This is a genomic window from Bifidobacterium primatium, assembly GCF_002802875.1.
In the GTDB taxonomy this organism is placed as follows: Bacteria; Actinomycetota; Actinomycetes; order Actinomycetales; family Bifidobacteriaceae; genus Galliscardovia; species Galliscardovia primatium.
This window is the reverse complement of sequence record NZ_PEBI01000001.1, coordinates 298,612-313,246: the sequence shown is the minus strand read 5'-3', so window position 1 is coordinate 313,246 and position 14,635 is coordinate 298,612. Positions and strand designations below refer to the sequence as shown.

Below are 14,635 nucleotides of genomic sequence, written 5' to 3'. Positions count from 1 at the left end.
TTTCCCGTTCCTCTTCGCATAAGTACAGAAAAGAGCCATCATGACCAACGAAACCATCGACGCCGCGACGACCGAGACCGTACCGTCCGCCGTCGAAACCCCCGTCGAAACCACCGTCACTGCGGAACCCGGCGCCAAGGAACCCGTCGCCGACGCCTCGGCGGCTCCGGCCACCGTTCCCGCGCTTGAACTCGACCATGTGTCATACTCCTACACCAAGGGCGGCAAGAAGGTGCTGGACGACAAGAACTACGCCTTCCAGCCGGGCAGGGTGTATTCCATCACCGGCCCGTCCGGCGCGGGCAAGACCACGCTGCTGTCGCTGCTCTCCGGTCTGACCGTGCCGACCGAGGGCAGGGTGCTCTATCACGGCAACGACCTGGCCAAAACCGACCGCTACCGTTTCCGCAGCCACGACATCGGCGTGATCTTCCAAAGCTTCAACCTGCTGCCGGCGCTCACCGTGGCCGAGAACATCATCCTGTCCATGGACGCCTCCGGCAAGACGTTCGACAGGCCGAAGACGGAGATCGCCAAGGAGCTCATCGAAAAGGTGCGGCTCCGTCCCGAATACGCGAACGAGCGCATCCTGCATCTGTCGGGCGGCGAGCAGCAGCGCGTGGCCATCGCTCGCGCGCTCGGCTACGATCCGACGATCATCCTCGCCGACGAGCCGACCGGCAACCTCGACCTCTCCACGCAGGACGACATCATGGCGATCTTCAAATCGCTGGCCCATGACGAGGGCAAGTGCGTCATCATCGTGACGCACAGCCCCGAGGTCGCCGCCCAGTCCGACGAGGTCTACCAGCTCGCCAGACTGCGGTAGGACGTGCAAGATACGAAAAAGCTCCCCTTCTTGACCGGGCAAGGCCGACGGCCTGATTGAATTGGATGGCCGTCTATGCAAAAAGCTCCCCTCATGATTGAGGGGAGCTGGCCGCCGAAGGCGGTCTGAGGGGAGTTGATGTCCCGCGGTGCGAGGTGTCATCCTCCCCTCAGTCATGCTGCCGCATGACAGCTCCCCTCCAGAGGGGAGCCTATGAGAGGGTCAGTTCTTATGCCGAGCCGTTAGGCGGACAGTCCGGTGGACTGTCCGTAGGCGAGGGGAGCGGCCGCCAAGGCCGCGCACGGCTGCATAAGAACTAAGGACGATGTCCTTAGTTCTTATGCAGTGCGGCGTTGAGTTCGATGCCGACCTTGCGGGTGCGGGCCTCGACGGCGCCCGTCGTCGAGTTGCGGATGAACATGATGTTGTCCTTGCCGCTGAGGTCCTTGCCCTTGACGACGTCGAGCGGCTGGCCGGCGGCGACCTTGGCCTTGTCGTAGATGGTGACCTTGGTGCCGGCGGTCACGTACAGGCCCGCTTCGACCACGCAGTTGTCGCCGAGGGAGATGCCGATGCCGGCGTTGGCGCCGAGCAGCGAGTGCTTGCCGATGGAGTTGCGCAGCTTGCCGCCGCCGGAGAGGGTGCCCATGATGGATGCGGCGCCGCCGATGTCGGAGCCGTCGCCGACGACGACGCCCTGCGAGATGCGGCCTTCGACCATGGAGGTGCCAAGCGTGCCGGCGTTGAAGTTCACGAAGCCCTCGTGCATGACGGTCGTGCCTTCGGCCAGGTGGGCTCCGAGGCGGATGCGGTCGGCGTTGCCGATGCGCACGCCGGAGGGCACCACGTAGTCGATCATGCGGGGGAACTTGTCGACGGAGAGCACGTTGACGTCGACGGCCGGGTACGGGGCGGCGGAGGCGGCCTTGAGCACGTCGAGCTTGCGCAGGGCGAAGTCCTCCACGGCGAACGGGCCGTAGTTGGTCCACACGACGTTGTTGAGCTTGCCGAAGATGCCGTCGAGGTTGAGCGTGTTCGGCTTGGCGAGGCGCATGCTCAGCAGGTGCAGGCGCAGGTAGGCGTCGGCGGCGTCCACGATCGGCTCGTCGAGCGAGGAGACGGTGAACACGGGGACGCGGCGCACGCCGCGGGCATCGGCCTCCACGTGCTCGAGCGCGCCGAAGTCGTGCTCCGGACGGTGGCCCTCGGCGGGGGCCGTGCCGAGCGTCAGGCTCGGATACCATACGTCAAGCGTGTTTCCCGCCGCGTCGATGCTGGCGAGGCCCCAACCCCATGCGGTACGCGATTCAGCCATTGCTACTCCTTATATATTGCCGTATGCATGTGCATATGATGCAGGTGTCGTCCGAGACCGCCGGCCATGGAACGTGGCCGTTCGGCAGGGACTGTGGAATGTTCCGTCATCCACAATAAATCCCACCCGCGATAGCCCGCAGCGAACGTCCACACGCGGAACGGGGTTTTGTAGAGGGGCAGCCGTTACAATGACCATTTGTGAACGAATACCGGAACGAACGTGAGCAGCGTGACCGCCGCCGTCGCATGATCGCGCGCGCGGTGTGCATCGTCGTTGCCGTCGGCATGCTCGTGAGCATGGTCGTCCCGGCATTGTACGCCGGTCTTTGAACGCATCATTTCCCCTGACACACGCCAAGGCTGGTGTGACGATACGCTGCGACACCCGTGTTCCCGTGGGTCTTCGCCATGGACTTGCGTTATGTGCGAAGCCCGTCCGATCGGGCACGGCGACCGACGATTCCAAGAACATTCGACTGTAAGGTAAAAGACGATGGCAGAATTTGATTTTTCGCAGGGCATCAGCGCCCTGCGTGCGAAGTACGACACGATCGCCGGCGCGATCGACCTTGACGCCCTCAAGGAGCAGATCAAGGACCTCGAACAGCAGGCCAGCGCGCCCGGACTGTGGGACAACCCCGAGAACGCGCAGAAGGTGACGAGCCGCCTCTCCGCCGCCGAATCGCAGCTCAAGCGCGTCGAATCGGCCGGCAGCCGCATCGACGACGTCGAGACGCTCGTCGAGCTCGGTCGTGAGGAGAACGACGCCGACACCCTGGCCGAGGCCGAGGAGGAGGTCAGGAAGCTCGACAAGGACCTCGCCGACATCGAGATCCAGACGCTGCTCGACGGCGAATACGACGAGCGCGCCGCCGTGATCACCATCCGTTCCGGCGCCGGCGGCGTCGACGCGGCCGACTGGGCGCAGATCCTGCTGCGCATGTACCTGCGTTGGGCCGAGCGCCACGGTTACAAGCACAAGGTGATGGACACGTCCTACGCCGAGGAGGCCGGCATCAAGTCGGCCACGTTCCAGATCGACGAGCCCTACGCCTACGGCAAGCTCTCCGTCGAGGGCGGCACGCACCGTCTCGTGCGCATCAGCCCGTTCGACAACCAGGGTCGCCGCCAGACCAGCTTCGCCGCCGTCGAGGTGGTGCCGCTCGTCGAGGCCACCGACCACATCGACATCCCCGACTCCGACCTGCGCGTCGACACCTACTGCTCCTCCGGCCCCGGCGGCCAGGGCGTGAACACCACGTACTCCGCCGTGCGACTGACCCACCTTCCCACCGGCATCGTCGTGACCATGCAGGACGAGCGCTCGCAGATCCAGAACCGTGCGGCCGCCATGCAGGTGCTGCAGTCCCGACTGCTCGTGCTCAAGCATGAGGAGGAGGCCAAGAAGAAGAAGGAGCTCGCCGGCGACATCAAGGCCAGCTGGGGCGACCAGATGCGTTCCTACGTGCTGCACCCGTACCAGATGGTCAAGGACCTGCGCACCGGATACGAGACCTCGCAGACCCAGGCCGTGTTCGACGGCGAGATCGACGAGTTCATCGACGCCGGCATCCGCTGGCGTCACCAGCAGCGTCGCGAGGCCGCGAAGGAAGCCGAGTAGAACGGCGTCCTTCGCCGGCTTCGGCGAGGCGGGCAATCGGGCAAAACGGACAATCGAACATAATCGGATAATCAAGGCATGGCATGGGCCGATGCGTGAAGGGGCACAGGTATGGCACTGATTTCGCTTGATAACGTCACGAAGATCTATCCACGAGGGTCGAGACCGGCCCTGGACGATATCTCGTTGGATATCGACCGCGGCGAGTTCGTGTTCCTCGTGGGCGCGTCAGGCTCCGGCAAGACCACGCTGCTGAGCCTGCTGCTTCACGAGGAGCAGGCCACGGAGGGCGAGATCCGCGTGGCCGGCCACGACCTACGTCGTCTGCCGAACCGTCAGGTGCCGCAGTATCGCCGTACCATCGGCTTCGTGTTCCAGGACTACAAGCTGCTCGCCAACAAGACGGTGTGGCAGAACGTGGCGTTCGCGCTCGAGGTCATCGGCACGCGTCGTTCGACCATCAAGTCGCTGGTGCCGCAGGTGCTCAAGACCGTGGGCCTCACCGGCAAGGAGGACCGTCTGCCGCATGAGCTCTCCGGTGGCGAGGCGCAGCGTGTGGCCATCGCCCGCGCCTACGTGAACCATCCGCAGATCCTGCTGGCCGACGAGCCCACCGGCAACCTCGACCCGACCACGTCCGTGGGCATCATGGAGGTGCTCGAGGCCATCAACCGCACCGGCACCACCGTGGTGATGGCCACGCACAACGAGGAGATCGTGAACTCCATGCGCAAGCGTGTGGTAGAGCTGCACGGCGGCAAGATCGTGCGCGACGAGCGCGAGGGCTCCTACGACTCCACCGTGTACTTCCCCGACGCCGAGGTGGAGGCCCGCGCGCAGCAGGCCATCGGCTCCTCGGACTTCTCCTCGCTCGGCGGAACGAAGCGTGGCGGGGACGACAAGGGTTCAGGCGCCGCCAAGCGTCTGCTCGAGGCCGATGTGGCCGATGACGCCTCGCGTTCCGCGGCCGAGGGTGTGCTTGCCGCCGCCGAGGCCGTGAACAACGTGACCGCCGGCGACGAGGGCATCGCCCGTCTGGCCCAGTCCGTGCATTCCGGACGCACCGGCCGCTACGGCGAGACCTTCGTCTCCGTGGAGGACACGCTCACCTGGGGCAAGGGCATCATGGTCGACGCCGACGGCAAGGCCGCGAACAAGTCGGCCGCAGGCGTCGACGCCAAGGGCCCCGATGCCTCCGCCGCCAAGGCCGACGAGGACCCGGACGCGAAGTTCCGTGCGCCGGGCTCGGCCTCGGAGACTCCCGCGACCCCGCCCACGCCTCCGTCGCCCCCCGCCCCGCCGGCCCGCCGCCATGACGACGCGAAGAGGACCGACGACAAGACCTCCAAGAACCACGACGCGCAGGATACGAAGGAGAACGACCGATGAGATTCCGTTTCGTCCTGTCGGAGACATGGACCAGCATCAAGCGCAACGGCTCCATGATCCTTTCGGTGATGCTCGTCACCTTCATCTCGTTCCTGTTCATCGGCGCATCCGGCCTCATGCAGGCGCAGATCACCAAGGCCAAGGGCGACTGGTACGACAAGGTCGAGGTAGTGGTGTGGCTCTGCCCGGACGGCACCAGCCAGTCGGCCAACTGCGCCACCGGCAAGGCGCCGACCACCGATGAGATCATCGACATCCAGAACACCATCAAGGACGAGCTGCACAGCGACGTCTCCAAGATCACATACGTGAGCAAGGACCAGTTCTACAAGGACACGTTCGTCAAGCAGTATCCGGGCGGCGTGTACCAGGGCCGTACGCTCACAGCGGACGACATGCAGGCGTCATTGCGCTTGAAGCTTACCAATCCGGAGAAATACCAGCAGGTCTCCGAGGTGCTTTCCGGCAAGAAGGGCGTCGAGGAGGTGCAGGACCAGCGGCAGATCTTCGACCCCGTGTTCGCCGTGCTCAACCGCGGAACCGTGGTCACGGTCGTGCTCGCCGCCGTGATGGTGCTCGTGGCCATCATGCTTACGGGCACCACGATCCGCATGTCCGCCGCATCGCGCAAGAACGAGACGGAGATCATGCGCCTCGTGGGCGCCTCGAACTGGATCATCCAGCTGCCGTTCATCCTCGAGGGCGTCATCGCCTCGCTGCTCGGCTCCATCCTGTCGTGCGTGGCGCTCGGCGGCATCGTGGAGGTGTTCGTCACCGGATGGCTGGCGAAGACGGTCACGTGGATGCCGTTCGTCAACCTGACGACGGTGCTCATGGTCTCGCCGGCGCTGATCGGCGGCGCCGTGCTCCTGTCCATCGTCGCCTCGCTCATCTCGCTGCGCCGCTACCTCAAGGCCTAGCGAAAGTCAAGCCGGACGTTAGAATCGAACAAAGGGCTTTCAGGCGAATGCAGTACGATGGGGTGCCTGAAGCGTAAGGAGACGATATGACTATGTTGCGTACGAGCACCAAAGCCATCGGCATCATGGCGTGCCTCGGACTGACGCTGTCGATGGCCGTGGTGAACATCGCGGCGCCGGCACCGCAGGCCGCCGCGGCAACGCCGTCGTATAGCCAGCTGGCGCAGAGCAAGGCGAAGAAGCAGTCGCTGCAGAGCAAGCTCAGCGGCGTGAACTCCGCCCTGGCGCAGAAGATCATCGAACTTGACGATCTGACCAACAACCAGATCCCGGCCGCTCAGAAGGCCGCGAACGAGGCCGCCGACGCCGCCGAATCGGCGCAGGAGGAGGCCAACGCCGCATCCGCCCGCCTGGAGGCCGCGCAGAAGGACAAGTCGGATCTCGAGAAGAAGATCAAGGAGACCGGCGAGGACTACGACGACGCGCACGCCGCCGTCGCCGAACTGGCCCGCGACAGCTTCCACGGCTCCGCCGCCTCCGACACCATGAGCATGGTCACCGGCGCGAAGAACACCGACGACTTCATCAAGTCGATGCAGTCGTCCGCGGCCGTCACCCGCTCCGAATCGAACGCCGCGAACGATGCCGCCAACGCGCAGAGCACGCAGATGAACCGCAAGGACCGTCTCGCCGCCATCGAGAAGCAGATCACCGAACTCAAGACGCAGGCCGAGTCCGATGCCGCCGCCGCGCAGAAGGCCGCCGCCAACGCGCAGGCCAAGACCGAGCAGCTCAACGCGCTGCGCGACAAGGGCACCTCGCAGCGCACCTACCTGGAGTCGCAGCAGAGCCAGCTCAAGTCCGCCACGGCCAAGGAGGCCGCGCAGATCGTGCTCCTGCAGTCGCAGATCGACTCCTACAACCGTCAGCTCGCCGCCCAGAAGCCGAGCGCCCAGCAGCAGATCACCGCGAACAGCGGCGCCCAGGGCAGCACGCGTCCGTCCGGCGGCAGCTCCAGCAGCTCGAGCCGTCCCTCCACCAGCACGAACACGAGCCGTCCGTCGAACAGCAACAGCAGCCATTCGTCGTCCTCGTCCAGTAGGCCGTCGAACAACAGCTCGAGCAGCAACTCCAGGCCCTCCGGCATGAACTACTCCGTGCCCGGCAACTGCCCGCAGGGCTCGACCTACTGCTACGGCCACGCCACCGGCAACGTCGGCAACGCCTACCCGTGGAGCCAGTGCACGTGGTGGTCCTACATCCGCCGCGGCCAGCTCAGTCTGCCGGTCGGCTCCTACCTCGGCAACGGCCAGGACTGGGGCAACTCGGCCAGGCGCCTCGGCTACTACGTGAACAACACGCCGCATGTGGGCGCCGTCATGGTGTTCCGTGCCGGCCAGGACGGCCACAGCCCCATCTACGGCCATGTGGCAATCGTCGAACGCATCAACTCCGACGGCTCGGTGTTCGTCTCCGAAGGCGGATCCATCTGGCAGGGCAACGTCCACTACGACACCCTGTACGATCCCTACGACCACCAGTACGTCCACTACTGATCCACAGGGTCCGGCCCATAGGCCCCATCCATAGGGTCGTGGCGTAAAGCGGGACCAACGTTCGCCGATGGCGGGAATCCACGCAGGATTCCCGCCATCGTTGCGTTCACGCTAGTATGGACCGGATGGCACCGACGCGGCCGCAGGGCTCGGAATCACAGAGAAGGCAACATCAACAGAGGAAAGGAGGCCCGTATGGCGGCAAAGCAGACCAAGCAGGACAAGAGGGAGCAGGGCGCCAAGCCGATCGCCGTGAATCGCAGGGCGCGGCACGACTACGAGATCGAGGACAGGCTCGAGGCCGGCATCGTGCTTTCGGGCACGGAGGTGAAGTCGCTGCGCGAGGGGCGCGCATCGCTCGCCGAGGCGTTCGTGAGCATCGACCGCCGCAACGAGATCTGGCTGGAGAACGCGAACATCCCCGAATACCTCAACGGTACGTGGACCAACCATGCGCCCAAGCGCAAGCGCAAGCTGCTGCTGCACGCCCAGCAGATCGAGAAGCTCGCCCGCCAGACCCAGGCGAAGGGCTACACCATCGTGCCGCTGAGCCTGTATTTCAAGGACGGCCGCGTGAAGGTCGAGATCGCGCTGGCGCGGGGCAAGCGCGAGTTCGACAAGCGACAGGCGTTGCGCGAGGCGCAGGACAAGCGCGAGGCGCAGCGCGAGATGCGCCTCCGTAACATGCGTCATTAGATTTGGCGTTACCGACCGTTTACTATGGCAGTATGCGAAGACTGAAGATGATGCTTGCGGCCGTCGTGGCCGCGACGATGATGGTGCCGCTCGCGGCGTGCGGCACCAGCGACGCCACCGATTCCGACCCCGACATCGCGCGCAGCTACGACGTCAGCCATATCCAGAAGGACGAGAAGATCGCCGCGATGCTGCCGGAATCCATCACCAAGGACGGCAAGCTCTCCGTCGGCGTCAACGTCACCTACGCGCCCGCCGAGTTCCTGGCCTCCGACGGCAAGACGTCCGTCGGCTACGAGATCGACCTGGACAAGGCGCTTGCCAAGGTGTTCGGGCTTGACCTCGACATCGAGAACGCCACATTCGACACCATCATCCCCTCGGTCGGCTCGAAATACGACCTGGGCATCTCCGGCTTCACCGTGAACAAGGACCGTATGGACGCGGTCGACTTCGTCACCTATGCCAAGGCCGGCCTCACCTTCGCCGTGCGTAAGGGCAACCCCACGCACGCGGACCCGAAGCAGCTGTGCGGCACGCGCGTCTCCGTGCAGGTGGGCGTCGTGGCCGAGACCGAGATGTACAAGGCGCAGGACGCCTGCAAGGCCGCCGGCAAGGAGCGCATCGAGATCCTGCCGTACCGCAACCAGACCGACGTGACCACGGCGCTGATCGCCGGCCGCGTGGACCTCATGTACGCCGATACGCCGGTCTCCGGCTACGCCGTCGCCCAGACCGACGGCCAGCTGCAGACGCTCGGCGAGAACGAGGGCGTGCAGCCGATGGGCATCGCCGTGCAGAAGGGCGACGAGCGGACCGTGAAGGCGGTGAAGGCGGCGCTCGAGAAGCTCATGGCCGATGGAACGTACAAGGCCATCATGAAGACGTGGGGCGTGGAGAACGTCATGATCGACAGGCCCGAGGTCAACCCCAAGGTGGATGCGTGATCGACTCCCCTCAGCCGGACTACGTCCGACGGCTCCCCTCAATCATGAGGGGAGCCAGTGGGGCGGCTCGAGTTTGGCTGGTGTCCATAAAAGTTTGGTTGGTAACCTGCTCGTGACATTGCGAACTTACTTTCGGTAATCGGTTAGGAAATGAACTTTCCGAGAGGAAGAAACAATGTCACTCACCACTCGAATCAAGGCCCTTGCCGCGGCCACGCTCGCCGCGGCCACGCTGTTCTCCATGGCCGCGTGCGGCACGTCGGACTCCTCGTCCGACTCGTCGTCCGACAGCTCGTCCAAGTCCTCGACGCAGGGCTTCGACACCAGCTCCATCAAGAAGGACGACGAGCTCGCCGCCATGCTGCCCGACTCCGTCAAGGGCGACGGCGTGCTCAAGGTCGGCACCGACACCTCGTACGCCCCGGCCGAGTTCCTCGCCGAGGACGGCAAGACGCCCGTCGGATTCGATGTGGACCTGACCAAGGCGCTGGCCGCCGAGTTCGGCCTCAAGCCCGAGACCACCACCGCCACCTTCGATTCCATCATCCCGTCCGTCGGCTCCAAGTACGACATCGGCATCTCCTCGTTCACCGTCACCAAGGAACGCCTCGAGGCCGTCGACTTCGTCACCTACTTCAAGGCCGGCTCCACGTACGTGGTGAAGAAGGGCAACCCCTCGAAGATCGACAGCGCCGACCTGTGCGGCAAGAAGGTGGCCGTCCAGACCGGCACCACGCAGGAGGAGGAGGTCAACAAGGCCAATGACGCCTGCAAGGCCGCCGGCAAGAGCAGCATCGACATCCAGTCGTCCAAGCTGCAGACCGACGTGACCACGGCCGTCGCCTCCGGCAAGGCCGACATCTTCTACGCCGACACCCCCGTGGCCGGCTACGCCATCAAGCAGACCGGAGACACGCTCGAGGCCCTCGGCGAGGACGTCGGCGTGACCCCCGAGGCCATCGCCGTCAAGAAGGGCGACACCAAGACCGCCGAAGCCATGCAGAAGGCCGTGCAGAAGCTCATGGACGACGGCACCTACAAGAAGATTCTCGACACATGGGGCGTCTCCTCCGGCGCCATCGACAAGGCCGAGATCAACCCCGCCGCCGAATAGCGCGTCGGCCGGCACGCACGCCGGCGAACACCCGTTTGCCCGAATCCCGGTGATCTCCGCACGGATTCGCGAAAACGGAACCATCGTCATCCAAGATGCCGCCCATCGGGTAGTGTCTTGGATGACTCCGTTGTATTAGTGGAAAGAGAAGAAAGCCGTAATCATGGCAGCGAAGAACACAGAATCAGACGGGCTGAACATCCCCAACCGGATCGACGCCCTGCCCGTGCGACGCATCGGACCGGTCGTCGCCGGCGTCATCGTGGCGCTCCTTGCGGCCATGCTGGTGTACGGCATGGTCACCAACGAGCGGTTCGAATGGAACATCGTGTGGAAGTACCTCTTCAATGAGAACGTGCTGGCCGGCATCGGCTGGACGCTGTGGATCACCGTGCTCTCCATGGTCATCGCCACCGTGCTCGCCGTGATCCTCGCCATCATGCGCAAGTCCATCAACCCGGTGCTGCGCGGCGTGAGCTGGTTCTTCATCTGGTTCTTCCGCGGAACGCCTGTGTACACCCAGCTGGTGTTCTGGGGCCTGTTCTCCGTGCTCGTGCCCAAGCTCGGTCTCGGCATCCCGTTCACGTCCATCGAATTCTGGTCCATCGACTCGCAGAACGTCGTCACCGCGTTCCGCGCCGCCGTCATCGGCCTGGCGCTGAACGAGGCCGCGTATCTTTCCGAGATCGTGCGCGCCGGCCTCGAGGCCGTCGACCCCGGCCAGGCCGAGGCCGCCGAGGCGCTCGGCATGCGCCGTTCGCTCATCATGCGCCGCATCATCCTGCCGCAGGCCATGCGCATCATCATCCCGCCGACCGGCAACGAGACCATCGGCATGCTCAAGACCACATCCCTTGTGCTGGCCGTGCCGTTCACGCTCGACCTGCAGTTCGCCACGAACGCCATCGCCAACCGCATCTACAAGCCCATCCCGCTGCTCATCGTGGCCTGCTTCTGGTACCTGCTCATCACATCCGTGCTGATGGTCATCCAGTCCAGGCTCGAAAAGTACTTCGGCAAGGGCTTCGAGGCCCGGCCGATCGGCACCAAGGGCAAGCAGACGCCGCTGCCTGGCAAGACCGACGGCGAACCCAAGGACGACGTGCACAAGACGAATCAGGCCACCATGGTCGGATTGAACGCGTGAGTGGAGGCAACCAAATGACGACAACGAACATCGCGGTCAAGGCCACGCAGGTGCACAAGGCCTTCGGATCCCTCCACGTGCTCAAGGGCGTGGACCTCACCGTCGAAACCGGCACGGTGACCGTCATCCTCGGCCCCTCCGGCTCCGGCAAGTCCACCCTGCTGCGTCTCATCAACCAGCTCGAGACGCTCACCGGCGGACGCATCGAGGTCGACGGCGAGATGATCGGCTACAAGGAGGTCACGAGGAACGGCCAGACCGTGCTCCAGACCCTCGACGACAAGGACATCGCCCGCCAGCGCGCCAAGCTCGGCATGGTGTTCCAGAAGTTCAACCTGTTCCCGCACATGACCGCGCTCGAAAACGTGATGGAGGCGCCCGTGCATGTGGCGCACATGTCGAAGGACAAGGCGCGCAACGAGGCCATCGAGGAGCTCAACCGCGTCGGCATGGGCGAACGCCTCAACTACTATCCGATGCAGCTTTCCGGCGGTCAGCAGCAGCGTGTCGCCATCGCCCGCGCCCTCGCCATGCATCCCGACATCATGCTCTTCGACGAGCCGACCTCGGCGCTTGACCCCGAACTCGTGGGCGAGGTGCTGAACGTCATGCGCTCGCTCGCCCAGGCCGGCATGACCATGATCTGCGTGACGCATGAGATCGGCTTCGCCCGTGAGGTCGCCGACCAGATTGTGTTCATGGACGGCGGCGTGGTCGTGGAGAAGGGCGGCCCTGAAATCATCGACAACCCCAAGGAACCCCGTTTCAAGGACTTCCTCAACCACGTGCTCTAGCCCTCGTGGCCCGCTGCATAGGGCTCCGGCATGCATTTCGCGACACACTCAAGGCCGTTCGGCCGGGAGGCTCCGCCTCCCAAGCCTACGGTCGCGAAACGCATGCCGGAGCCCTTGGTGTCTGCACCACCCAGCAGCGGCCGTCGCGGTCGTGGCAGATGCGGGAAGCCAGAAGCGCGGGCATAGCCGGGGTCGGGAAGAGACGAGATGATTTCGGGCGGGCGCGGGAGCGTGGGGGTGCCTTGTATAGGTTCGGCCAAGGTGGCGTTTTGCTTGGGGCGTATGCAACATTCATTGCATACACTGGATTTTCATGTGTGGAATCGTAGGATATGCAGGAAACATCGAAACCGCGTGCGGCAAGCCGTTGGAGGTCTGTCTTCAGGGCCTGAAGCGCCTGGAGTATCGCGGATATGATTCTGCCGGCGTGGCATTGACGGCACCCGGCATGGATCACGTCGAGGTGCGCAAGAAGGCGGGACGCCTCTCGAATCTCGTCGAGGACATCGAACGCAAGCCCATGCCTCTGGCGACCGTCGGCATCGGTCACACCCGCTGGGCCACCAACGGCGTGCCGAGCGACGTGAACGCCCACCCGCATACGAGCATGGACGGCAAGGTCGCCATCATCCACAACGGCATCATCGAGAACGCCTCCCAGCTGCGTCTCGACCTGCAGGCCGAGGGCTACCGCTTCTCGTCGAACACCGACACCGAGGTGGCCGCCAAGCTGCTCGGCAAGATCGTCGACACCATCATCGCCGACGAGGGCAAGCCGAACCTGTTCCGTGCGGTGCGTCGTCTGGCCCGCATGCTCGAGGGCGCGTTCACCATCCTGGCGACCGACTGCCGCCAGCCCGACATCATCGTCGGCGCCCGTCATGACTCGCCGCTGGTCGTCGGCCTCGGCGACGGCGAGAACTTCCTCGGCTCCGACGTGGCCGCTTTCGTGGCCTACACGAAACGTGCGCTGGAGGTCGACCAGGACCAGGCCGTATGCGTCTCCGCCGACAAGGTCATCGTCACCGACTTCAACGGCAACGTCGTGGAGAACCCGAAGACCTACACCGTCGACTGGGATGCCTCGGCCGCCGAAAAGGGTGGTTGGGACTCGTTCATGGACAAGGAGATCCACGAGGACCCGGCCGCCGTGCAGCGCACGCTGCTCGGCCGATTCGACAAGAACGGCGACCTCAACCTCGACGAGGTGCACATCGACGAGCACGACTTCAAGGCCATCGACAAGATCATCGTCATCGCCTGCGGCACGGCCAGCTACGCCGGCCTCGTCGCCAAGTACGCCATCGAGCACTGGGTGCGCATCCCCGTGGAGGTGGAGCTCGCCCACGAGTTCCGCTACCGCGACCCGATTCTGACTCCTCGCACGCTTGTCGTGGCCATCTCGCAGTCCGGCGAGACCATGGACACGCTCATGGCTCTGCGCCACGCCCGCGAGCAGGGCTCGAAGGTGCTGGCCATCTGCAACACGCAGGGAGCCTCCATCCCGCGCGAATCCGACGCCGTGCTCTACACGCACGCCGGCCCCGAGGTCGCCGTGGCCTCCACGAAGGCGTTCGTCGCGCAGATCACCGCCGCCTACGTGCTGGGCCTGTACCTCGCGCAGATCAAGGGCACGATGTTCCGCGACGAGATCCATCAGATCCTCGGCGGGCTCAAGGACATGCCGCGCAAGATCCAGTGGGTGCTCGACACGCAGACCGAGACCATCCGCAAGGCCGCCGAAAGCATGGTGAACGCGAACTCGTTCCTGTTCCTCGGCCGTCACGTCGGCTATCCGGTGGCGCTTGAGGGCGCGCTGAAGCTCAAGGAGATCGCCTACACGTTCACCGAGGGCTTCGCCGCCGGCGAGCTTAAGCACGGCCCGATCGCGCTGGTGGACGAAGGCGAGCCGGTCGTGTTCATCGTGCCGCCGGAACGCGGCCGCAACGTGCTGCACGCCAAGGTCATCTCCGGCATCGAGGAGGTCAAGGCCCGCGGCGCCTACATCATCGCCGTGGCCGAGGAGGGCGACAAGGACGTGGAGAACTACGCCGACGTCGTGTTCTGGCGTCCGAAGTGCCCCACGCTCATGAGCCCGCTCGTGGACGTCGTGCCGCTGCAGCTGTTCGCCATGGACATGGCCAAGCTCAAGAACTACGACGTCGACAAGCCGCGCAACCTCGCCAAGTCCGTCACCGTCGAGTAACGGCTGGGCAACGTTTTGTCGTTATCCGTATTTTCCACGCGCAAGTTGTCGCAAAACGGCCCCGTTTTCGATGATTTGCGCGGGGAGAATGCGGATTTC

Annotated in this window: 13 protein-coding genes; 12 read left to right on the top strand and 1 reads right to left on the bottom strand. The window is 64.7% G+C overall.

The genetic code is table 11. From position 1 onward, the window contains the following. The first annotated feature begins 40 nt into the window (after positions 1 to 40). A complete protein-coding gene (locus tag CS006_RS01190; protein ID WP_100509966.1) occupies positions 41 to 829 on the top strand; it encodes an ABC transporter ATP-binding protein in 789 nt (262 codons plus the stop codon). Between the two features lie 331 nt (positions 830 to 1,160). Here the strand turns inward: CS006_RS01190 and dapD are convergent, their stop codons facing one another. Continuing rightward, complete coding sequence (gene dapD / locus CS006_RS01185; RefSeq protein ID WP_100509965.1) at positions 1,161 to 2,144, bottom strand: 2,3,4,5-tetrahydropyridine-2,6-dicarboxylate N-succinyltransferase; 984 nt, start codon at positions 2,142 to 2,144, stop codon at positions 1,161 to 1,163. Positions 2,145 to 2,344: 200 nt separating this feature from the next. Between dapD and CS006_RS11025 the strand changes: the two genes are divergently transcribed. From CS006_RS11025 to glmS, 11 genes are all read left to right on the top strand, one after another. Beyond that, a complete protein-coding gene (locus tag CS006_RS11025; protein WP_279324812.1) occupies positions 2,345 to 2,476 on the top strand; it encodes a hypothetical protein in 132 nt (43 codons plus the stop codon). A gap of 163 nt (positions 2,477 to 2,639) precedes the next feature. Further along, positions 2,640 to 3,767 carry a peptide chain release factor 2 gene (gene prfB, locus CS006_RS01180; RefSeq protein WP_100509964.1) on the top strand — a complete coding sequence of 376 codons (1,128 nt, stop codon included), beginning with the start codon at positions 2,640 to 2,642 and terminating at the stop codon, positions 3,765 to 3,767. A gap of 111 nt (positions 3,768 to 3,878) precedes the next feature. After that, positions 3,879 to 5,156, top strand: a complete 1,278-nt coding sequence (ftsE, locus tag CS006_RS01175; RefSeq protein ID WP_100509963.1) for a cell division ATP-binding protein FtsE — start codon at positions 3,879 to 3,881, stop codon at positions 5,154 to 5,156. Beyond that, positions 5,153 to 6,076, top strand: a complete 924-nt coding sequence (gene ftsX / locus CS006_RS01170) for a permease-like cell division protein FtsX (protein WP_100509962.1) — start codon at positions 5,153 to 5,155, stop codon at positions 6,074 to 6,076. Before ftsE ends, ftsX begins: the two co-directional genes overlap by 4 nt. A gap of 86 nt (positions 6,077 to 6,162) precedes the next feature. Further along, positions 6,163 to 7,632, top strand: coding sequence for a CHAP domain-containing protein (locus CS006_RS01165; protein WP_243386574.1), 1,470 nt, complete (start codon positions 6,163 to 6,165; stop codon positions 7,630 to 7,632). Between the two features lie 195 nt (positions 7,633 to 7,827). Next, positions 7,828 to 8,328, top strand: coding sequence for an SsrA-binding protein SmpB (smpB, locus tag CS006_RS01160; protein WP_100509961.1), 501 nt, complete (start codon positions 7,828 to 7,830; stop codon positions 8,326 to 8,328). A 32-nt stretch (positions 8,329 to 8,360) separates the two neighbouring features. After that, complete coding sequence (locus CS006_RS01155) at positions 8,361 to 9,275, top strand: ABC transporter substrate-binding protein (protein ID WP_243386568.1); 915 nt, start codon at positions 8,361 to 8,363, stop codon at positions 9,273 to 9,275. 175 nt (positions 9,276 to 9,450) lie between these two features. Then, on the top strand, positions 9,451 to 10,389 hold the full coding sequence (locus CS006_RS01150; protein ID WP_100509959.1) for an ABC transporter substrate-binding protein: 939 nt from the start codon (positions 9,451 to 9,453) through the stop codon (positions 10,387 to 10,389). 163 nt (positions 10,390 to 10,552) lie between these two features. After that, entirely contained in the window at positions 10,553 to 11,536 is a 984-nt protein-coding gene (locus CS006_RS01145; protein ID WP_100509958.1) for an amino acid ABC transporter permease, read from the top strand. 14 nt (positions 11,537 to 11,550) lie between these two features. Then, positions 11,551 to 12,330 (top strand): amino acid ABC transporter ATP-binding protein, encoded by a 780-nt coding sequence (locus CS006_RS01140; protein ID WP_100509957.1) that lies wholly within the window; start codon positions 11,551 to 11,553, stop codon positions 12,328 to 12,330. Between the two features lie 313 nt (positions 12,331 to 12,643). Further along, positions 12,644 to 14,536 carry a glutamine--fructose-6-phosphate transaminase (isomerizing) gene (glmS, locus tag CS006_RS01135; RefSeq protein WP_100509956.1) on the top strand — a complete coding sequence of 631 codons (1,893 nt, stop codon included), beginning with the start codon at positions 12,644 to 12,646 and terminating at the stop codon, positions 14,534 to 14,536. Positions 14,537 to 14,635: the final 99 nt, after the last annotated feature.

Excerpts from the sequence above, each read along its gene's own strand:
- CS006_RS01190 (WP_100509966.1), top strand. The coding sequence starts at position 41 with ATGACCAACGAAACCATCGACGCCGCGACGACCGAGACCGTACCGTCC.
- ftsX (WP_100509962.1), top strand. The coding sequence starts at position 5,153 with ATGAGATTCCGTTTCGTCCTGTCGGAGACATGGACCAGCATCAAGCGC.
- smpB (WP_100509961.1), top strand. The coding sequence starts at position 7,828 with ATGGCGGCAAAGCAGACCAAGCAGGACAAGAGGGAGCAGGGCGCCAAG.
- CS006_RS01155 (WP_243386568.1), top strand. The coding sequence starts at position 8,361 with ATGCGAAGACTGAAGATGATGCTTGCGGCCGTCGTGGCCGCGACGATG.
- dapD (WP_100509965.1), bottom strand. The coding sequence starts at position 2,144 with ATGGCTGAATCGCGTACCGCATGGGGTTGGGGCCTCGCCAGCATCGAC.
- CS006_RS01140 (WP_100509957.1), top strand. The coding sequence starts at position 11,551 with ATGACGACAACGAACATCGCGGTCAAGGCCACGCAGGTGCACAAGGCC.
- CS006_RS01165 (WP_243386574.1), top strand. The coding sequence starts at position 6,163 with ATGACTATGTTGCGTACGAGCACCAAAGCCATCGGCATCATGGCGTGC.
- CS006_RS01150 (WP_100509959.1), top strand. The coding sequence starts at position 9,451 with ATGTCACTCACCACTCGAATCAAGGCCCTTGCCGCGGCCACGCTCGCC.
- prfB (WP_100509964.1), top strand. The coding sequence starts at position 2,640 with ATGGCAGAATTTGATTTTTCGCAGGGCATCAGCGCCCTGCGTGCGAAG.
- glmS (WP_100509956.1), top strand. The coding sequence starts at position 12,644 with ATGTGTGGAATCGTAGGATATGCAGGAAACATCGAAACCGCGTGCGGC.
- ftsE (WP_100509963.1), top strand. The coding sequence starts at position 3,879 with ATGGCACTGATTTCGCTTGATAACGTCACGAAGATCTATCCACGAGGG.
- CS006_RS01145 (WP_100509958.1), top strand. The coding sequence starts at position 10,553 with ATGGCAGCGAAGAACACAGAATCAGACGGGCTGAACATCCCCAACCGG.